Annotated in this window: 16 protein-coding genes; 12 read left to right on the forward strand and 4 right to left on the reverse strand. The window is 55.9% G+C overall.

From position 1 onward, the window contains the following. The first annotated feature begins 102 nt into the window (after nt 1–102). Together AC2CF9_RS12240 and AC2CF9_RS12245 are read left to right on the forward strand one after the other, a co-directional pair. Nucleotides 103–1,383, forward strand: coding sequence for a dicarboxylate/amino acid:cation symporter (locus AC2CF9_RS12240; protein WP_108570105.1), 1,281 nt, complete (start codon nt 103–105; stop codon nt 1,381–1,383). A 245-nt stretch (nt 1,384–1,628) separates the two neighbouring features. Then, nucleotides 1,629–3,119: a M16 family metallopeptidase gene (locus AC2CF9_RS12245; RefSeq protein ID WP_108570099.1), complete on the forward strand. Its 1,491-nt coding sequence runs from the start codon at nt 1,629–1,631 to the stop codon at nt 3,117–3,119. Nucleotides 3,120–3,214: 95 nt separating this feature from the next. Here the strand turns inward: AC2CF9_RS12245 and AC2CF9_RS12250 are convergent, their stop codons facing one another. Next, nucleotides 3,215–4,087, reverse strand: a complete 873-nt coding sequence (locus tag AC2CF9_RS12250) for an alpha/beta hydrolase (protein ID WP_484557130.1) — start codon at nt 4,085–4,087, stop codon at nt 3,215–3,217. Between the two features lie 573 nt (nt 4,088–4,660). On the opposite strand from AC2CF9_RS12250, the gene pdeH reads away from it, so the two are divergent. Both pdeH and AC2CF9_RS12260 read left to right on the forward strand, forming a co-directional pair. Continuing rightward, nucleotides 4,661–5,431 carry a cyclic-guanylate-specific phosphodiesterase gene (gene pdeH, locus AC2CF9_RS12255; protein WP_484557131.1) on the forward strand — a complete coding sequence of 257 codons (771 nt, stop codon included), beginning with the start codon at nt 4,661–4,663 and terminating at the stop codon, nt 5,429–5,431. Nucleotides 5,432–5,490: 59 nt separating this feature from the next. Next, nucleotides 5,491–7,551 (forward strand): AsmA family protein, encoded by a 2,061-nt coding sequence (locus tag AC2CF9_RS12260; RefSeq protein WP_150017856.1) that lies wholly within the window; start codon nt 5,491–5,493, stop codon nt 7,549–7,551. Here the strand turns inward: AC2CF9_RS12260 and ppiC are convergent, their stop codons facing one another. Then, the gene (ppiC, locus tag AC2CF9_RS12265; RefSeq protein WP_150017857.1) at nt 7,552–7,833 is read right to left on the reverse strand and encodes a peptidylprolyl isomerase PpiC; all 282 of its coding nucleotides are present in this window, start codon (nt 7,831–7,833) and stop codon (nt 7,552–7,554) included. It lies immediately after the preceding gene. 160 nt (nt 7,834–7,993) lie between these two features. Between ppiC and rep the strand changes: the two genes are divergently transcribed. Next, nucleotides 7,994–10,012, forward strand: coding sequence for a DNA helicase Rep (gene rep / locus AC2CF9_RS12270; protein ID WP_484557132.1), 2,019 nt, complete (start codon nt 7,994–7,996; stop codon nt 10,010–10,012). 17 nt (nt 10,013–10,029) lie between these two features. On the opposite strand, the gene ppx is transcribed toward rep, so the two are convergent. Together ppx and rhlB are read right to left on the reverse strand one after the other, a co-directional pair. Continuing rightward, nucleotides 10,030–11,514: an exopolyphosphatase gene (gene ppx, locus AC2CF9_RS12275; protein WP_484557133.1), complete on the reverse strand. Its 1,485-nt coding sequence runs from the start codon at nt 11,512–11,514 to the stop codon at nt 10,030–10,032. 6 nt (nt 11,515–11,520) lie between these two features. Next, on the reverse strand, nt 11,521–12,816 hold the full coding sequence (gene rhlB / locus AC2CF9_RS12280; RefSeq protein WP_484557134.1) for an ATP-dependent RNA helicase RhlB: 1,296 nt from the start codon (nt 12,814–12,816) through the stop codon (nt 11,521–11,523). A gap of 116 nt (nt 12,817–12,932) precedes the next feature. On the opposite strand from rhlB, the gene trxA reads away from it, so the two are divergent. From trxA to rfbB, 7 genes are all read left to right on the forward strand, one after another. Beyond that, nucleotides 12,933–13,265 carry a thioredoxin TrxA gene (trxA, locus tag AC2CF9_RS12285; RefSeq protein ID WP_039381699.1) on the forward strand — a complete coding sequence of 111 codons (333 nt, stop codon included), beginning with the start codon at nt 12,933–12,935 and terminating at the stop codon, nt 13,263–13,265. Nucleotides 13,266–13,609: 344 nt separating this feature from the next. Beyond that, the gene (gene rho, locus AC2CF9_RS12290; RefSeq protein ID WP_039381703.1) at nt 13,610–14,869 is read left to right on the forward strand and encodes a transcription termination factor Rho; all 1,260 of its coding nucleotides are present in this window, start codon (nt 13,610–13,612) and stop codon (nt 14,867–14,869) included. Nucleotides 14,870–15,143: 274 nt separating this feature from the next. Then, a complete protein-coding gene (wecA, locus tag AC2CF9_RS12295; RefSeq protein WP_065647819.1) occupies nt 15,144–16,220 on the forward strand; it encodes a UDP-N-acetylglucosamine--undecaprenyl-phosphate N-acetylglucosaminephosphotransferase in 1,077 nt (358 codons plus the stop codon). 33 nt (nt 16,221–16,253) lie between these two features. Beyond that, complete coding sequence (gene wzzE / locus AC2CF9_RS12300) at nt 16,254–17,300, forward strand: ECA polysaccharide chain length modulation protein (RefSeq protein WP_071668219.1); 1,047 nt, start codon at nt 16,254–16,256, stop codon at nt 17,298–17,300. Nucleotides 17,301–17,310: 10 nt separating this feature from the next. Next, nucleotides 17,311–18,435, forward strand: coding sequence for a non-hydrolyzing UDP-N-acetylglucosamine 2-epimerase (wecB, locus tag AC2CF9_RS12305; RefSeq protein ID WP_150017863.1), 1,125 nt, complete (start codon nt 17,311–17,313; stop codon nt 18,433–18,435). Between the two features lie 2 nt (nt 18,436–18,437). Continuing rightward, nucleotides 18,438–19,697, forward strand: a complete 1,260-nt coding sequence (gene wecC, locus AC2CF9_RS12310; RefSeq protein ID WP_484557135.1) for a UDP-N-acetyl-D-mannosamine dehydrogenase — start codon at nt 18,438–18,440, stop codon at nt 19,695–19,697. Beyond that, a complete protein-coding gene (gene rfbB / locus AC2CF9_RS12315) occupies nt 19,694–20,770 on the forward strand; it encodes a dTDP-glucose 4,6-dehydratase (RefSeq protein WP_484557136.1) in 1,077 nt (358 codons plus the stop codon). The genes wecC and rfbB overlap by 4 nt, the downstream gene beginning before the upstream one ends. The last annotated feature ends 18 nt before the right edge of the window (nt 20,771–20,788 follow it).

Here is a 20,788-nt window from a genome sequence, read left to right on the forward strand (position 1 = left end):
TATTTTCAGTTTATCGGTAAGGTTTTACGCTCTCAGGCGGCTTGCCGCATGCGTTTCTCCCTGACACAGGCGGTGAATGCCGTCTCTACCTGGACACCTGTTATGAAACTGTTTAAAAGCCTCTACTTTCAGGTGCTGGTTGCCATCGGCATCGGCGTTCTGTTAGGCCATTACTATCCCGAATTAGGCGCGCAGATGAAGCCGCTTGGTGATGGTTTTGTAAAGCTGATCAAGATGATCATCGCCCCCGTAATCTTCTGTACGGTGGTGACCGGTATCGCCGGCATGGAGAGCATGAAAGCCGTTGGACGCACCGGCGCAGTAGCGCTGCTCTATTTTGAAATCGTCAGTACTATCGCGCTGATCATCGGACTGGTAGTAGTGAACGTGGTTCAGCCTGGCGCAGGAATGAACGTGGATCCCGCCACCCTGGATGCGAAAGCGGTAGCCGTTTATGCACAGCAGGCAGAACAGCAGGGTGTGATCGCGTTCCTGCTTGATATCATTCCGGGCAGCGTTATTGGTGCCTTTGCCAGTGGCAACATTCTGCAGGTGCTGCTGTTCGCTATTCTGTTTGGTTTCGCACTGCATCGCCTCGGCAGCGCCGGTACCGTGATGTTCAACGTTATCGAAAGCTTCTCCAAAGTGATCTTTGGCGTAATCAATATGATTATGCGTCTGGCACCTATCGGTGCGTTTGGCGCCATGGCCTTCACCATCGGTAAATATGGTGTCGGCTCGCTGGTGCAGCTTGGCCAGCTGATCATCTGTTTCTATATTACCTGTATCCTGTTTGTCGTGATCGTGCTGGGTGCAATTGCGCGCTGGGCTGGCTTTAACATCTTCAAATTTATTGGGTATATCAAAGAAGAGCTGCTGATTGTGCTGGGTACGTCATCGTCTGAATCAGCGCTGCCGCGCATGCTGGATAAGATGGAGCGCCTTGGCTGCAAAAAATCGGTGGTGGGGCTGGTTATTCCAACGGGCTACTCGTTTAATCTGGATGGCACCTCAATCTATCTGACCATGGCCGCCGTGTTTATCGCGCAGGCGACCAATGCCCATATGGATATTTTCCATCAGATCACCCTGCTGGTGGTGCTGCTGCTCTCCTCGAAAGGAGCGGCGGGCGTTACCGGAAGCGGCTTTATTGTTCTGGCCGCGACGCTCTCTGCGGTAGGGCATCTGCCGGTCGCAGGCCTGGCGCTGATTCTGGGCATCGACCGCTTTATGTCCGAAGCGCGTGCGCTGACTAATCTGGTTGGTAATGGCGTTGCCACAGTGGTGGTGGCTAAGTGGGTAGGTCAGCTGGATGAAAACCAGATGAAAGAGACGCTTTCTTCAGCCAAAAAGGTCAGTCACGTCTCTCATACCGGCGCATAATCCACAATTTGCGTTAATTTCCGATTAAATGCCCGCTGTCACTTGCCCTGACAGCGGGCATTTGCATAATAAACCCCGTTGATTTTTTTCCCGATTTTTTTCCTTGTTGCGCGACTTCCTGGCCATCCTGTGGTCAAAGGAACTGTCATTATATAAACGCGGCGGCAATACGCCGCGCGGGCCGCTTTCCCGGTGGCCAGTCAGTCCGTGCTAACAAGCGTTTTTCTGTTTGATTAGGGGTTCACATGCAGGGCACCAGAATTCGGCTTTTGGTTGGCGGCTTGCTGCTTGCAGCGACCGGTTTCGGCGCGCACGCCGAAACACTTCAGCCCGATCCCGCCTGGCAGGAGGGCAAACTGGACAACGGGTTCAGTTGGCAGCTGCTGACCACACCACAACGTCCCAGCGATCGCATTGAGCTTCGCCTGGTGGTTAATACCGGCTCACTGGCGGAGAGCGCTCAGCAGACCGGTTTCAGTCACCTGTTACCGCGCCTGGCGATGGTGCATAACACCGCGCTGGATACCAATCAGCAGCGGTCACTGTGGCAGCAGGCGATGGATCCGCAGCGCCCGCTGCCGCCAGCGATCTCGTCATACGACTATACCCAGTACAACCTCAGTCTGCCCAACAACCGGCCAGAACTGCTTAAAGAAGCGTTGAACTGGCTGGCCGCGACCGCGGGTAAAATGAGCATTAATGAGCAGGTGGTCGCGACGGCATTAAGCGCGACCGATCCCATCGCCACCTGGCCCTCTGACACGCAGGATGTCTGGTGGCGCTACCGCCTGAAAGGCTCAACCATGCTGGCGCACGACCCTGGTGAGCCACCGCGCGCCCCGGTCGATCCCGCGCAGCTGAACAGTTTTTATCAGCAGTGGTATACGCCAGATAATATGACGCTCTATGTGGTCGGTAATGTCGACAGCCGCACTATCACGGAGCAGATTGGCAAGACCTTCGCAACGCTGAAAGGAAAACGCGATACGCCGGCACCGCTGCCCACGCTGTCACCGCTGCCGCATCAGCCGGTTAATCTGGTTGATGGCTCTCTGGCGCAGGATCGACTGTCGCTGGTGTGGGATACATCGTGGCAGCCGATTCGCGAATCGCAGTATCTGCAACGCTACTGGCAGAGCGATCTGGCGCGTGAAGCGTTGTTCTGGCACGTGCAGCGCGCGCTTGCAGATAATAAAGCGCAAAATGTGCAGGTCGGCTTTGACTGCCGCGTGCTTTATCAGCGCGCGCAGTGCTCCATTAATATGGAAAGCCCCAATGCCTCACTGCCGCAAAACATGAATCAGATCGCTAAAGCGCTGGCCGTGGTTCGCGATAAAGGGCTGCCGCAGGATGAATTTGATGCGCTTATGGCGCAGAAGCTGCTGGAGCTGAATAAGCTGTTTACCACCTACGCCCGTACGGATACTGACATTCTGATGGGGCAGCGCCTGCGCTCGCAGCAGAACGCGGTAGTGGATATTGCTCCCGAGCAGTATCAGAAACTGCGGCAGTCTTTCCTGAGTGAGTTAACGCGCGAGCAGCTCAATCAGGAACTGCGTCAGCAGCTGACGCAGGAGCTGACTATGGTACTAATCCAGCCGCAGGGCGAAGCAGAGACCAATGTGAAGATGTTGCAGGAGAGCTGGAATAAGGTGATGGCAGTGCCTGATGCACCCGCAGCACCGGCCCCGGACGAAAGCAGTAAAGCAGAAAACAGCGCCGATCGGGGCGCATAAATGCGTCCCCTGTGATGAATTACCTTACGATAAATTCCCCCGTAGGGGCGCCATTCATGGCGCCCTGGCCGATGCACGCACGGGACGTAACAACGTCAGGTTTTCGCCCGCAGCCATTCGGTGACCAGCATCGGCCAGCTTGCCAGCGGCAGATCGGCCACGCCGCGGATACCGAAACCGTGCCCGCCTTTCTGATAAAAATGGATCTCGGCCGGGATTTTATGCTCACGCAGCGCGCTGAAGAACAGCATGCTGTGATTAACGGAAACCGCTTCATCGTCAGCCGCATGGATCAGCAGGACTGGCGGCGTTTGCGCGTGCACGCGCGTCTCCAGCGAATAGGCATCGATACTTTTCTGGTCCGGCCAGGCGCCCAGCAGGCGCGTGCGTGAACTTTCGTGTGCCAGGCCGTCACGCATACTGATAATCGGGTAGATCAGCACCATAGCGTCGGGGCGCGGTGAGAGCGCATCGATGCGATCCTGCACCGGATAGAGCTTCTCGTTAAACCGCGTTCCCAGCGAGGCCGCAACGTGGCCGCCTGCGGAAAAGCCCATCATCACAATATATTTGCCGTTTTTCCCCTGCTGCGCCCGTTCGCGCAGCACGCGGACCGCCCGCTGGGCATCGGCCAGCGGTGCATCCGCACCTTCATGATGCCCGTCATAAGGCAGGCGATATGTCATAACGGCCAGCGTGTAGCCCATCGAGGTAAAAAACGTGGCCAGCGCGCTGCCTTCACGATCGATCAGCACCCGCTGATAACCGCCGCCCGGTGCCACCAGCAGGGTAATCCCGTTGGAGGTTTCCGGATACCAGATGGCCATTTCCGGGCAGCGCACGCCGGTTGCTGCGCGATCGTAAGGTTCATACTCTTTAGCCAGGTCAACAATCTGCGGCTGAGCGCGGGAGTCACTGGCGCCTGGCGCATCACCGGATGGCCAGATATTGATAATTTCTGTGTGCATAAATCTGTCCTGAGCAGGGCGTATAGTCGTTGTTTTTCTGCGGCCGAAGGAACAGCGTCCTGCTGTTATTGATTAAAAGATGGTCTTCTTTTGCGTTGTCGTCCAGCCGAAAAAGCGATAACCAGCGAGAATCAGACTATACCTGGCAGGCGGGAATTGCCTTTTAATGCACTGAATTTAAACGGTTATGATTAGGGAAGATAATAAATGCACACTTCAGATAAAGTGCGAAAGAGGGAAGAGGCGCACTAAGCGCAATGAACAGGATAAAAGAGAGTATTAACTCAAACCGGTCCCGGTAAATTTCAGCAGAGAAATAGCTCCGGCTGCGCCTTTTCCGAACTCTTCCGGCGGCCGGTTTCTGGCGCGTCAGTTTGCCTTAAGTCCTTAAATCGCTATCTGGTGACGATTTAGCAGACAAAGCATCCTCTGTTTCTGCGATTAAGCCAGAGACGCGCTGTTAGACTCGACGCCCTATATGGCTGCACAAAGCGATAAAGTTATCCAGGAACCAGCCGATACTTGCCGCCGGGTTGCTTTCTGCAGGCACTCACCACCGACCAGGAAAAAACCATGGTGATGAAGGATTCCGGACACCGGCTGCCCGTTTCTCTTAAACATACGCAACCGGATATCGCATTTTTCCGGCAGCAGTGCCAGCGTACTTATACTTTTCAGCCTATTTATCAGATATCTGGCCGCCTGCTGGCGATTGAGCTGCTGACCGCCGTGACGCATGTGGCTATGCCGGAAAAGCGTCTTTCACCGGAAAGCTACTTTGCTGCGCTATCAACAAAACAGCGGCTGGATGTGGTACATGAACAACTTACGCTGCTGTTGACGTGGTCGCACTTTTTTATCCGGCACCAGCTGGTGGCATCGGTCAATATTGATGGGCCGACGCTGCTGGCGATACAGCAGCATCCGGCGCTCCGGCGACTGATTGGCCGGCTGCCGTGGGTGCGCTTTGAACTCACTGAGCATCATGCGCTGCCGCAGGAGGAGATGGTGGCGCAGATGCCGGAGCTGGGGCCGCTATGGCTGGATGATTTTGGCTCCGGCATGGCAAACTTTTCCGCACTGACCGAACTGCGCTATGACTACATCAAATTATCGCGTGAACTCTTTATGCTGCTGCGCGCGTCAGAAGAGGGGCGGGTCCTTTTTTCAACGCTGCTGACGCTTATTAATCGCTACTGCAACGGCGTAATCGTTGAAGGCGTAGAAACCGAAGAGGAGTGGCGCCAGGTACAATCCTCTCCCGCTATTGCAGCTCAGGGATACTTTTTTTCCCGTCCGCTTCCTTTTAATCAGCTGGAATCGCTGCCGTTGATGCTTCTCTGATGTTGTTACGCTGCGTCTCGACTATCTTTAATGAGACGTGGAAACAAGGAGGAAAAAGCATGACTCGCACGGGAAAAGCTGCCAGCTGGGTAGCGGGGATTCTGCTGTTACTGATCGTGGTACTGGTAGTGGTGATTGCCACCTTTGACTGGAACCGCCTGAAACCAACTATTAATCAAAAAGTTTCAGCAGAGCTGAACCGCCCTTTCGCGATACGCGGCGACCTTGGCGTACACTGGGCGCGTAACCGCGCAGAGCCGGGCTGGCGCAGCTGGATCCCCTGGCCGCAGGTACACGCTGAAGATATCATGCTGGGCAATCCACCCGACATTCCTGATGTAACGATGGTACACCTGCAGCGCGTTGATGCGACGCTGGCGCCCCTGGCGCTGCTGCACAAAGAGATCTACCTGCCCTGGATTAAGCTGCAGCAGCCTGACGCGCGTCTGATACAGCTCGCCAGCAAGAAGAATAACTGGACATTTACGCTCGCCAGCAGCGAAAACAGCGAGGCTGACGCCGCTCCCTCAGCCTGGTCATTCCGTATGGATAATATCCTGTTTGATCAGGGGCAGCTGCGCTACCGCGATGCGATCAACAAAGCTGATGTAACGGTAAATATCAACTCACTCGGTAAACCTGTGCCTTATGCTCAGGTTACCGGCGGCGATGATAAGCAGAAAGGCGCCGGCGATTTTGTTTTTGGCTGGCAGGCGAAAGGCACCTATAACCAGCAGCCGCTTTCCGGCGAAGGCAGAATTGGCGGCATGCTCTCACTGCGCAGTAAAACCACGCCGTTTCCGCTGCAGGCCGATCTGCGTAACGGCACCACGCGAGTGAGGCTGGAAGGCACGCTGCAGGATCCGCTCAACCTGGGCGGCCTGGATGTGCGCCTGCGTTTTTCCGGCGATACGCTGGCCAACCTTTATGGCTTAACCGGCGTGCTGCTGCCTGATACCCCGCCTTATGAAACTGACGGTCATCTGACTGCCCGCTTTAATGACGCAAAAGGCGCGCTGTTCCGCTATGAAAAATTTAATGGCCACATCGGTGACAGTGATATTCATGGATCGCTCACCTATCGTCAGGGCAAACCCCGGCCGAAACTGAGCGGCGAACTCACTTCCCGTCAGCTGCGCATGGCCGATCTCGGCCCGCTGATTGGCGTTGATTCCGGTAAAGGCAGTGAGAAAACGGCGCGGGCGAAAGCGCAGCGTGGTGAAGCCGCCACGCAGCCTGCCGATCGCGTGCTGCCTTACGATAAGTTTGAAACCAAAAGCTGGGATGCGATGGATGCCGATGTGAAGTTTAGCGGCAAGCGCATTGAGCACAGCAGTAAGCTGCCGCTCAGTGACCTCTATACGCATCTGACGCTGGAAAAAGGCGATCTGCTGCTTGATCCACTGCGCTTCGGTATGGCCGGCGGCAATATCAATACCACTATCCGGCTCGAAGGCAGTCGTTCGCCGATGCGCGGCCGCGCCGATCTGCACGCGCGCAAACTGCAGCTGCGCCAGCTGTTTCCTGATGTAACCGCCATGCAGCGCAGCCTGGGCCAGCTCAATGGCGACGCAACGCTAAGCGGTACCGGCAATTCGGTTGCCGCACTGCTGGGCAGCAGCAACGGTCAGCTGCGCCTGCTGATGAACAATGGCCTCATCAGCCGCAGCCTGATGGAAATCGCCGGGCTTAACGTCGGAAACTATGTGGTGGGTAAACTGTTTGGTGATGATGAGGTGCGCATCAACTGTGCCGCCACCGATCTTACGCTGCGCCAGGGTGTCGCAACGCCGCGGCTGTTCGTGTTTGATACCGAAAATGCGGTAATTAACGTCACCGGTAACGTTAACTTTGCCAGCGAGCGACTCGATCTGTCGGTGAATCCGGAGAGTAAAGGCATTCGCATTATTACGCTGCGTTCTCCGCTCTATGTGCGCGGAACTTTTAAAAATCCGGATGCCGGAGTCAAAACCGGACCGCTTATCGCGCGCGGTGCGGCTGCCGTGGCGCTGGGGGCGGTTGTGGCACCGGCTGCCGCGCTGCTGGCGCTGATTTCACCCAGCGACACCGACGATAATCAGTGCAGCAATGTGCTGCAGCAGATGAAGAGCCAGAAGTGATTAACTGCGCCACAGCACCTTAATAATGTGGTAACCAAACGCGGTTTTTACCGGTCCGTAAGGCTTCAGCAGCGGGCAGGTAAAAACCGCTTTATCAAAAGCCGGCACCATCTGTCCCTGACGAAACTCACCTAAATCACCGCCGTTGCGTCCGGACGGACAGGTTGAATGTTTTTTTGCCAGCTGCTGAAAGTTGCCTCCTTTCTCCAGCTGCGTCAGCAGGGCTTTCGCCTGCGCTTCCTCTTTCACAAGGATATGTAAAGCTGCTGCGGTTTTCGCCATGGTGCTCTCCTGTTATGTATAATGTGCGACGCATTATAGCGTAGTGCGCGTCAGTTGCAGGGGCGCCATTCATGGCGACCTTTGCGCTCAGGTGCGCATCAATGCGCACCCTGCGACGCGATGTAACTCTTCCTGTCTGATTCAATCGAGTGATGTTTTTATGCGTTTAAACCCCGGCCAGCAACGTGCTGTCGAATTTGTCACCGGCCCCTGCCTGGTGCTGGCGGGCGCGGGTTCCGGTAAAACCCGCGTCATTACCAATAAAATCGCTCACCTGATCCGCGAATGCGGTTATCAGGCGCGCCATATTGCCGCGGTGACGTTTACCAATAAGGCGTCGCGCGAAATGAAAGAGCGCGTGGCGCAAACGCTGGGGCGCAAAGAGGCGCGCGGCCTGATGATTTCAACCTTTCACACGCTGGGGCTGGAGATTATCAAGCGTGAATATGCCGCGCTGGGGATGAAATCGAGCTTTTCGCTGTTTGACGATCAGGATCAGCTGGCGCTGCTGAAAGAGCTGACCAGCCAGTGGCTGGAAGAGGATAAAACACAGCTGCAGCAGCTCATTGCCACGATCTCAAACTGGAAAAACGATCTGATCGATCCGCAGGGTGCGGCAGCAATAGCAAAATCCCAGCGTGACCAGATATTTGCGCACTGTTATCAGCTTTATGATCAGCATCTCAAATCGTGTAACGTGCTCGATTTTGACGATCTTATCCTGCTGCCCACGCTGCTGCTGCAGCGCAATGAAGCGGTACGCGAACGCTGGCAGCAGCGTATTCGCTATCTGCTGGTGGATGAGTATCAGGATACCAACACCAGCCAGTATGAGCTGGTAAAGCTGCTGGTCGGCGCGCGCGCGCGATTTACCGTGGTGGGCGATGACGATCAGTCTATCTACTCCTGGCGCGGGGCGCGTCCGCAAAACCTGGTGCTGCTGAAAGAGGACTTTCCGGCGCTGGAGGTCGTGAAGCTGGAGCAGAACTATCGCTCCACGCAGCGTATTCTCAAAGCAGCCAATATATTGATCGCCAATAATCCGCACGTGTTTGAAAAGCGTCTCTTTTCTGAGCTGGGCTCAGGCGAATCGCTGAAGGTGCTGAGCGCGAATAATGAAGACCATGAAGCGGAGCGCGTGACCGGCGAGCTGATCGCACATCACTTTATCAACCGCACCCAATATAAAGATTACGCCATTCTCTATCGCGGCAATCATCAGTCGCGCGTGTTTGAAAAGCTGCTGATGCAGAACCGCATTCCCTACCGTATTTCCGGCGGAACTTCGTTCTTTTCACGCCCGGAGATCAAGGATCTGCTGGCCTATCTGCGCGTACTGACTAACCAGGACGACGACAGCGCGTTTCTGCGCATCGTCAATACGCCGCGTCGCGAAATCGGCCCGGCCACGCTGCAGAAGCTGGGTGAGTGGGCCACGCTGCGTAATAAGAGCCTGTTTAATGCCAGTTTTGACATGGGGCTGGCTCAGACGCTGAGCGGGCGCGGTCTGGAGCATCTGCAGCGTTTTACCCACTGGCTGAATGAGATTGTGCAGCTGACTGAACGGGAGCCGATTAGCGCGGTGCGCGATCTGATCCGCGGTATCGACTATCAGAGCTGGCTGTTTGAGACCTCCGGCAGTCCGAAAGCCGCAGAGATGCGGATGAAAAACGTCAATACGCTGTTCCAGTGGATGACGGAAATGCTTGAAGGTGATGAGCTGAATGAGCCCATGACGCTGGCACAGGTTGTCACGCGCTTTACCCTGCGCGATATGATGGAGCGGGGAGAGAGTGATGAAGATCTCGACCAGGTTCAGCTGATGACGCTGCACGCGTCAAAAGGGCTGGAATTTCCCTATGTCTACCTGGTGGGCATGGAAGAGGGTCTGTTGCCGCATCAGAGCAGCATTGATGAGAACAATATCGAAGAGGAGCGGCGTCTCGCCTATGTAGGTATTACGCGCGCGCAGAAAGAGCTGACCTTTACGCTCTGCCGTGAGCGCCGCCAGTATGGTGAACTGGTTCGTCCTGAGCCCAGCCGTTTTTTGCTGGAACTGCCGCAGGATGACGTCGAGTGGGAGCGTGAGAAAAAAGTGGTAAGCGCAGAAGAGCGCGTTAAAACCGGGCAAACCCGGGTGGCTGGGTTGCGGGCAATGCTGGCGAATGCAAAAAAGTGATGGCAGCCGTCACGCCATCAGGAGAAGGTCAGGAGCCAGTGAACGTAGGACTGAAAGTGGCTCTCCTGCTCCAGCAGCTCGGCGCGCAGCGGATGCGCCTCCAGCCAGCCCGCCGGCAGCGTAAGGTGCAGCGCATCCTCTTCTGCCAGTAAGCGTACCGCCGGAAGCGTATCGTCACGGCGACGCGTGGAGAAGATGATCGCCAGGCGCAGCAGGCGGCTCAGGCGTTCTGCCGTACGCGGCGGTACGGCATTCTGCTGGGCCAGCAGAGCCAGATCGATACTGCCGCTCTGGTTCTGCAGCAAACAGGCGAGCACTTTTTTCTGCGCGGGCGTAAAGCCAGGCAGATCAAGATGGCGGATCAGATAGGCGGCGTGCTGAGGAGCCTGACGAAAATCGACGCTCAGCCCGATTTCATGTACGGCACAGGCGCTTAACAGCAGATCGCGACAGCGCTGATCAAGCTTCCAGCTCTGGCTGACCTGACGAAAAAAACGTTCAGCCAGCTGCTGCACCCGGTCGGCCTGTTCCACATCGATAGAAAAACGGCGCTGCACATTATGCAGCGTACGGCTGCGGATATCGCGATTGACCGGCAGATGCAGCATGCCATACACCAGGCCTTCGCGCAGCGCGCCGCCTGCCAGCGTCATGCTATCAATATTCAGTTCGTTGAAAATGGCGATGAGAATCGACAAACCGCTGGGAAAGACCAGCGCGCGCTCCAGCGTCAGCCCTTCAATTTCCAGCTCTTCCAGCTTGCCGCACTGAATAGCGCGCTGCTTCAGCTGCTGCAGCTTACTCAGGGTGATACGCTCATCCATCCCCTGCGCCACCATGATCTCCTGCAGAGCCTGAACCGTACCGGATGCACCGACGCAGATCTGCCATCCTTTCTCACGCAGCGTCGCTGCCACAGGTTGCAGCATGTCGCGCGCCGCCTGTTCTGCCCGGTCAAAATTCTCCTGCGTCAGATGGCGATTGCTGAAAAAACGCTCCAGCCAGGTCACGCAGCCCATTGAGAGGCTGAACAGCGTGGTCGCGTGCGAACCTTCACCGGTAACCAGTTCGGTGCTGCCGCCGCCGATATCGACTACCAGACGCTGGTCAGAGCCGCCGGTAGTATGAGCCACGCCCTGATAAATCAGCCGCGCTTCTTCCTCACCGCTGATAACATTGACCGGACAGCCCAGGATCGCTTCAGCAGTGGCGAGAAAGTCTGGCGCATTGCGTGCGATGCGCAGCGTGGCGGTTGCCACCACGCGGATCTGCTCTGGCGGGATATCCTGCAGCTGTTCCGAAAACAGCTTCAGGCACTGCCAGCCGCGCTGCATCGCCTCAGCAGAGAGTTCGCTGTCAGCATTAAGTCCTGCTGCCAGCCGGACTTTGCGCTTGATGCGCGCCACGGTCTGAATAGTGCCGGAAACTTCACGCACCACCAGCATATGAAAGCTGTTAGACCCGAGGTCGATCGCTGCATAGAGTGATGATGCGCTTAGCATGTGGGATTAACCTGAGCGTTTACGGTTATGGTTACGGGGCGCGCTGCTCCGGCGATTACTGTTGTTGCCGCCGCGGCGCTGACCGTTGCCGGTGCGGTTACGCTGCAGACGTTTTGCCGGTGGCAGATCGCTGAGCAGCGCATCGCTGTTGTATTTGCTGACCGGAATGCCGTGACCGATATACTCCTCAATCGCAGGCAGATTCAGCGCATACTCTTCACACGCGAGGCTGATAGAGTGTCCGCTGGCACCGGCACGGCCGGTACGACCGATACGGTGGACGTAATCTTCACGATCGTCCGGCAGATCATAGTTAAAGACGTGCGTTACGGCCGGAATATGCAGACCGCGTGCCGCGACATCCGTTGCCACCAAAATATCCACGTCGCCTTTGGTAAAATCATCGAGAATGCGCAGGCGCTTTTTCTGCGGGACATCACCGGTCAGCAGACCCACACGATGACCGTCGGCGGCCAGATGGCCCCAGATATCTTCACAGCGGTATTTGGTGTTAGCAAAGATGATGGCGCGATCCGGCCACTCTTCTTCGATCAGCGTCTGCAGCAGGCGCATCTTCTCTTCATTGGATGGATAGAAGAGCTCTTCTTTAATGCGGTGGCCGGTTTTCTGTTCCGGTTCCACTTCGACATATTCCGCGTTGTTCATATGCTCAAACGCCAGTTCCCGGACGCGGTAGGAGAGCGTTGCGGAAAACAGCATGCTCAGACGCTGCGTGGCAGGCGGCATGCGGCGGAATAGCCAGCGAATATCTTTAATAAAGCCGAGATCGAACATGCGATCGGCTTCGTCCAGCACCACAACCTGAATGGCGCCCAGGTTCACATGATTCTGTTTTGCGTAATCGATCAGACGTCCGGTGGTGCCCACCAGGATGTCGACGCCATCAGCGAGCACTTTAAGCTGCTTGTCATAGCCGTCGCCGCCGTAAGCCAGACCCATTTTCAGGCCGGTCACTTTAGCCAGCGGTTCCGCATCGGCGTGAATCTGTACGGCCAGCTCGCGCGTAGGGGCCATGATCAGCGCACGTGGCTGATTAACCTGGCGCCCTTCAGCAGCAGGGTGAGAAAGAAGATAATGAAACGTTGACGTCAGAAACGCCATCGTTTTGCCGGTACCGGTTTGCGCCTGACCCGCAACATCACGCCCTGAAAGCGCAAAAGGCAATGCGAGCGCCTGGATAGGCGTGCAGTGCTGAAAGCCTTTGCTATCAAGGGCTTCCACGACCTGAGGGTGCAGGGCGAAGTCGGAAAACTTCTGTTCGGTTAAGTGTGTTTTGCTCATAGTGTGGTAGAATATCAGCTTACTATCGCTTTACGAAAGCGTATCCGATGAAATAAAGTTAACCAACGTTGGTATATTTTACGCCAATTCGCCAGGCATAATCTTTGGAGTTAAACATGAGCAGCGATAAAATCGTTCACCTCACCGATGACAGTTTCGATACTGACGTGCTGAAAGCCGAGGGTGTTACCCTGGTTGACTTCTGGGCTGAATGGTGTGGTCCTTGCAAAATGATCGCCCCGATCCTTGATGAAGTTGCTGAAGAGTACGACGGTAAGCTTACCATCGCCAAGCTGAACATCGATGAGAACCCAGGTACCGCGCCAAAATATGGCATCCGTGGTATTCCGACCCTGCTGCTGTTTAAAAACGGCGAAGTGGCGGCAACTAAAGTGGGTGCGCTGTCTAAAGGCCAGCTGAAAGAGTTCCTGAACGCCAATCTGGCGTAAGCGCAACGCGCTCTGTTCCGCAGTGGTGAATTTTTTCGCCACTGCTGGACGCCGCTGGTCAGGCGTGCTAATTTGACGATACTGCATTACGCACTTACCTTTGTAGTTTGCATCTAAAGATTTCTCTTGTCAGACCCCGCTCGAGTTGAACGTTTTTGTGGTTTGGCAATCTGACGGCTAGCATACCCGGCATCATCTTTCGACCGTCTCTCGCTTTCTATCGCCCTATCAGACGATACCCGCCGAGCAGCGTTGAAAAAGAGCCATTAACAGGCATGGAATTTTTGCCATACCATTCACGACAATCATTTCGAGAATTACCCCGAGTTTAAGAACCCATCACTATGAATCTTACCGAATTAAAGAATACGCCGGTTTCTGAGCTGATTACTCTCGGCGAAAATATGGGGCTGGAAAACCTGGCGCGCATGCGCAAACAGGACATTATTTTCGCCATCCTCAAACAACATGCGAAGAGCGGCGAAGACATCTTTGGTGATGGCGTGCTGGAGATATTGCAGGACGGATTTGGATTCCTCCGTTCCGGAGACAGCTCCTACCTCGCCGGTCCTGATGATATCTATGTTTCCCCCAGCCAGATTCGTCGTTTTAACCTGCGTACCGGCGACACCATTTCCGGTAAAATCCGTCCGCCAAAAGAGGGCGAGCGCTATTTTGCCCTGCTGAAAGTTAACGAAGTTAACTACGACAAGCCGGAAAACGCCCGCAGTAAGATTCTGTTCGAAAACCTCACGCCGCTGCACGCTAACAGTCGTCTGCGTATGGAGCGGGGTAATGGCTCAACTGAAGACTTAACCGCTCGCGTGCTGGATCTGGCATCGCCAATTGGCCGCGGCCAGCGTGGTCTGATTGTGGCACCGCCAAAAGCGGGTAAAACCATGCTGCTGCAGAACATTGCGCAGAGCATCGCGTATAATCACCCGGATTGCGTCCTGATGGTGCTGCTGATTGACGAGCGTCCGGAAGAAGTGACCGAGATGCAGCGTCTGGTTAAAGGTGAAGTTATCGCCTCTACCTTCGATGAGCCCGCATCCCGCCACGTGCAGGTTGCTGAAATGGTCATCGAAAAGGCCAAGCGCCTGGTCGAGCATAAAAAAGATGTCATCATCCTGCTCGACTCAATTACCCGTCTGGCGCGTGCGTATAACACCGTGGTTCCTGCCTCAGGTAAAGTCCTGACCGGTGGTGTTGATGCCAACGCCCTGCATCGTCCGAAGCGTTTCTTCGGTGCAGCACGTAACGTGGAAGAGGGCGGTAGCCTGACTATCATCGCCACCGCGCTGGTTGATACCGGCTCGAAGATGGATGAGGTCATTTACGAAGAGTTTAAAGGTACAGGTAACATGGAACTGCACCTGTCGCGTAAGATCGCGGAAAAACGCGTCTTCCCGGCCATTGACTACAACCGTTCCGGCACCCGTAAAGAAGAGCTGCTCACCTCTCAGGAAGAGCTGCAGAAGATGTGGATCCTGCGCAAAATTATTCACCCGATGGGCGAGATTGACGCGATGGAATTCCTCATCAACAAGCTGGCGATGACCAAAACCAATGATGAATTCTTCGATATGATGAAGCGTTCATAAGCGGTTAAAAGCGAAGCAATGATATTGTTACGCAGGTAATAAATCGGCATTATTTCTGTTAAACGCCACGGCTTATCGTGGCGTTTTTTATTTGTGCGCATTAGGATTAGGCGAGTCAGAAACGTTTTAGAATGACGCAAGCAGAAAGGCGGCGATTTTTTCAGCAACCGCGCGCGCTGCGGCCTGGTCAGACAGGGATATACAGCAATAACCGGGATTTTGCTTATTGTTGTCCACGATTTTAGCTGAGAGCGTTAATGTGAATTTACTCACTATGGGTGCAGAGCTGGGTTTAACTTTTCTCTTCTCTCTGGCATTCCTTTTTATGGCCCGTAAGGTCGCAAAAAAAATCGGATTAGTTGATAAGCCCAATGCAAGGAAAAAGCATCAGGGCGTTATTCCTCTCGTTGGCGGTATTTCCGTTTACGCTGGCGTTTGCTTCGCTTTCCTTATTACGCAGTCCTATATGCCGAACGGCCTGCTCTATCTGTTCTGTGCCGGCGTGCTGGTGCTGGTCGGCGCACTCGACGATCGCTTTGATATCAGCGTAAAGTTTCGCGCCTGTATGCAGGCGATTATCGCCGTGGTCATGATGTATGGCGCCAAGCTCTATTTGCTGAGTCTGGGTTTTATTGTGGGTCCGGTGGAGATTGTCGTAGGTCCCTTTGGCTACGTATTAACGCTGTTCGCCGTCTGGGCGGCAATTAATGCGTTTAACATGGTCGACGGTATCGATGGTCTGCTGGGCGGGCTCTCCTGCGTAACGTTCGGTGCAATGGGGATCATTCTCTATTTCGACGGCATGACCAGCCTGGCAATGTGGTGTTTCGCCATGATCGCCGCCACGATTCCCTATATTTTGCTGAACCTCGGTTTTCTGGGCAAACGCTATAAAGTGTTTATGGGTGATGCCGGCAGTACCATGATTGGTTTCACCATTATCTGGATCCTGCTGGAAACGACGCAGGGCCTGAGCCATCCTATTACGCCGGTAACCGCGCTGTGGCTGATCGCCATCCCGCTGATGGATATGGTGGCTATCATGTATCGCCGGCTGCGCAAGGGCATGAGTCCATTCTCAGCCGACAGGCAACATATTCACCATCTCATCATGCGTGCCGGCTTCTCGTCACGTCAGGCTTTTTTACTGATCACGCTGGCGGCGGCGCTGCTGGCAGGCATTGGCGTGCTCGGCGAATATCTGGCGTTCATACCTGAGTGGGTCATGCTGGTGCTCTTCCTGGTGGCATTTCTGCTCTATGGCTACTGCATTAAGCACGCGTGGCGTATGGCACGAATGATTCGCCGTCTCAAGCGCAGATGGAATCACGCGCATATCAATAAAACATGACCTGGATAAGCATCAGATAAGGACACCGCTGTTATGAACTCTGTTGTGGAGAACGAACTGGATATTCGCGGCCTGGGCTGCACGCTGTGGCGCGGTAAACGCTGGATAGCGGGCTGCGCTGTTCTGTTTGCCCTGCTGGCCTGGCTGGCTTCAATGCTGATGAAACAGGCGTGGAGCACCACGGCAGTTACCGACAGGCCTACGGTTAACATGCTGGGTGACTACTATGTACAGCAGCAGTTTCTGAACAACCTCGATATCCACAGCAATACGCTAAGCCTGAATAATCCGGCCCCTACCGTGATGGATGAGGTCTATCAGGAGTTCACCATGCAGCTCGCTTCCTGGGATACGCGGCGCGACTTCTGGCAGCAGACCGACTATTTTAAAAGTCGTAAAAGCGGTAATGCGCATAATGATGCGGCTTTGCTGGATGATATGATCACCAATATCCAGTTTATGCCGGCAGATAGCGCGCACAACACGCTTGATACGGTGCGGCTGGTGGCAGAAACCGCCGGCGACGCTAACAATCTTCTGCGTCAGTACATTGCTTACGCCAGTGAGCGTGCGGCGCGCCATCTGAATGAAGAGCTGAAAGGCGCATGGCAGGCGCGTAACGTGCAGCTGCAGTCGCAGGTTGATCGGCAGCAGGCGGTGGCGCAGGCGGTGTACGATCGCCAGCGTCAGCGCATTGAGCAGGCGCTGAAGCTCGCCAGTCAGCAGGGTATTACCGATAACCGTGCGCCTGCTGCAGGTGAGAGCCTGCCAGAGAGCGATCGCTTTTTACTGGGCCAGCAGCGGCTACAGGCGCAGCTCGATATGCTGCAGGCCAGCGGCCCCGCCTACGATTTGAGCTATGATCAAAACAGGGCGATGCTGAGCACGCTACAGGCTGGCCCCCGCCTTGATAAACAGTTCCAGACTTACCGCTACCTGCGCACGCCGGAAGAGCCCGTTTCACGCGACAGCCCGCGCCGTCTGTTTATGATGGTGATGTGGGGAGCGATCGGTGCGCTGGTCGGAGCGGGTGTGGCGCTGGTGCGCCGGCCGCGCGCGTTATCAGCTATTCGCCAATAAGAGAATCAGCGTGAAAGTACTGACTGTATTTGGCACCCGTCCTGAAGCCATCAAAATGGCGCCGCTGGTGCAGGCACTGGCGCAGGATGCTGCGTTTGAATCCCGCCTGTGCGTCACCGCACAGCACCGTGAAATGCTCGATCAGGTGCTGCATCTGTTTCAGCTGCAGCCCGATTACGATTTAAATATCATGCGCCCGGAGCAGGGGCTGACCGAGATTACCTGTCGTATTCTGCAGGGCATGAAAACCGTCTTAGCCGATTTTAAACCTGATGTGGTGCTGGTGCATGGTGATACCACCACCACGCTGGCGGCCAGCCTGGCGGCCTTTTATCAGCAGATCCCGGTAGGACACGTCGAGGCCGGTTTACGCACCGGTAATCTGATGTCGCCCTGGCCGGAGGAGGCTAACCGCACGCTCACAGGCCATCTGGCAAGCTATCACTTTACGCCGACCACCACATCGCGGCAGAACCTGCTGCGGGAAAACCTGCCCGATGCGCGTATCTTTGTCACCGGCAATACGGTAATCGACGCGCTGCTGTGGGTGCGCGACCGCGTGCTGACCAACGCCGATCTCAATGCCCGCCTGGCGGCGCACTATCCGTTTCTGGAACCGGACAAAAAGCTGATCCTGGTTACCGGTCACCGGCGCGAAAGTTTTGGTAAGGGCTTTGAGCGTATCTGCAGTGCGCTGGCGCAGATTGCGCGCCTTCATCCGCAGGCGCAGATCGTCTATCCGGTGCATCTCAATCCCAACGTCAGCGAGCCGGTTAACCGGATACTTAGCGGCATCGGTAATATCATTCTGATCGAACCGCAGGAGTATCTGCCCTTTGTCTGGTTAATGAACCGTGCCTGGCTGATCCTCACCGATTCCGGCGGGATTCAGGAAGAGGCGCCGTCGCTGGGGAAACCGGTGCTGGTGATGCGCGACACCACCGAGCGGCCGGAAGCGGTCGCGGCAGGTACGGTAAAACTGGTTGGCACCGATGTCGATACCATTGTCGCTGAAGTCACTTTGCTGCTGCAGGATGAAGAGGCGTGGCAGAGTATGAGCCGGGCACACAACCCTTATGGCGACGGCCACGCCTGCGCACGCATTCTGCAGGCGCTGAACAACAACAGAGTTTAATTATGTCTTTTAATACCATTTCCGTGATCGGACTGGGTTACATCGGGCTGCCAACGGCAGCCGTTTTCGCTTCAAGGGGAAAGCAGGTCGTAGGCGTGGATGTCAATCTGCGCGCCATTGAAACCATCAACCGGGGTGAAATCCATATTGTGGAGCCCGATCTCGGCGAGGTGGTCCGTCAGGCGGTGCAGCAGGGGCTGCTGCGCGCCACCACGACGGCAGAACCGGCAGATGCGTTTCTGATCGCTGTCCCCACGCCCTTTATGAACGATCATCAGCCAGACCTGAGCTTTGTCCGCGCGGCCGCGCTGTCGCTGGCACCGGTGCTGAAAACAGGCGATCTGGTAATTCTGGAATCAACTTCGCCAGTCGGCGCTACAGAGCAGATGGCGGAATGGCTGGCCGAGGCGCGTCCCGATCTGCGCTTCCCTCAGCATGATGGCGAGAGCGATATCTTTATCGCCTACTGTCCGGAGCGGGTGCTGCCCGGCAAGGTGATGACCGAACTGCTGGAGAACGATCGCGTGATTGGCGGCATGACGCCCGCCTGTTCGGCACGGGCCAGCGAGCTGTATCGTATTTTTCTGCGCGGAGCCTGCGTTGAAACCAACGCGCGTACGGCGGAGATGTGCAAGCTGACGGAAAACAGCTTCCGCGATGTCAATATCGCCTTTGCTAATGAGCTGTCGCTGATCTGCGCCGATCAGAAGATCAACGTCTGGGAGCTGATTGCGCTGGCGAACCGGCATCCGCGCGTCAATATTCTGCAGCCCGGACCGGGCGTGGGCGGACACTGTATTGCCGTCGACCCGTGGTTTATCGTGGCGCAGAACCCGCAGCAGGCGCGGCTGATCCGTACCGCGCGTGAAGTGAATGATGCCAAACCAGGCTGGGTACTGGAGCAGGTAAAACAGGCGCTGGCGGAGTGCGCGACGCAGAGCGATAAGCGCGCCAGCGAGATCGCTATTGCCTGTTTCGGGCTGGCGTTTAAGCCCGATATCGACGATCTGCGTGAGAGCCCGGCGATGGTGGTCGCGCAGCGCATTGCGGCGTGGCACAGCGGAGAAACCTGGGTTGTCGAGCCGCACGTTACAACGATTCCTGACCGGCTGGCGCAGGACGCCTCGCTGGTAACCGTGGAGCAGGCGCTGCAGCAGGCTGACATTCTGGTGATGCTGGTCGATCATGCACAGTTCCGGGCCATTGACGCTGCGCAGATTACCCAGCCGTGGATTGTCGATACCAAAGGGGTATGGCGATGAAACGCTTTCTGATCACCGGCGGCGCGGGATTTATAGGCTCAGCGCTGGTGCGCTTTCTGATTGAAAGCACGGAGCATCAGGTCGTGGTGGTGGACAAGCTAAGCTACGCCGGCAATCTGGCGTCGCTGGCTGGCGTGCAGCAGCATCCGCGTTTTGCCTTTGAACAGGTTGATATCTGTAACCGGCCGGCGCTTGATCGGGTGCTGGCGCACTATCAGCCCGACTGCGTAATGCATCTGGCAGCAGAAAGCCACGTCGACCGCTCGATTGATGGGCCATTCGCCTTTATCGAAACCAACATTGTCGGCACTTATCATCTGCTGGAAGCGGTACGCCACTACTGGCAGGCGATGGAGAGCACGCGCAAAGCGGGCTTCCTGCTGCACCATATTTCCACAGACGAAGTCTTTGGCGATCTGCACGGTACGGATGATTTTTTCACCGAAACCACGCCTTATGCGCCGAGCAGCCCCTACTCCGCATCAAAAGCCAGCAGCGATCATCTGATGCGTGCCTGGATGCGAACGTACGGACTGCCGGTGATCGTTACCAACTGCTCCAATAATTATGGCCCGTGCCATTTTCCGGAAAAGCTGATCCCGCTGACTATCATCAATGCGCTGGCGGGCAAGTCGCTGCCGGTCTATGGCAACGGCAGCCAGATCCGCGACTGGCTCTATGTGGAAGATCATGCGCGTGCGCTCTATACCGTTGTCAGTCACGGCAAAGCAGGAGAGACCTACAATATTGGCGGGCATAATGAGCGACGTAACCTTGAGGTAGTGCACGCCCTGTGCGATCTGCTGGATGAGCTTGCCGCCGGGCAACGTCCTGCGGCAATTAACAGCTACCGCGAGCTGATCGCCTTTGTCACCGACCGTCCCGGACACGATCTGCGTTACGCCATCGATGCCAGCAAAATTGCCCGCGAGTTGGGCTGGACCCCACAGGAAACCTTCGAGAGCGGCATACGTAAAACGGTGGAGTGGTATCTGGCCAACCCGCAGTGGTGGCAGGCTATTCTCAACGGCAGCTATCGCGCTGAACGCCTCGGCTTAAACGCATCGCGCTGAAGCAGAGCCAGAAGGAGC

Source organism: Pantoea sp. SYBGC1 (assembly GCF_057197005.1).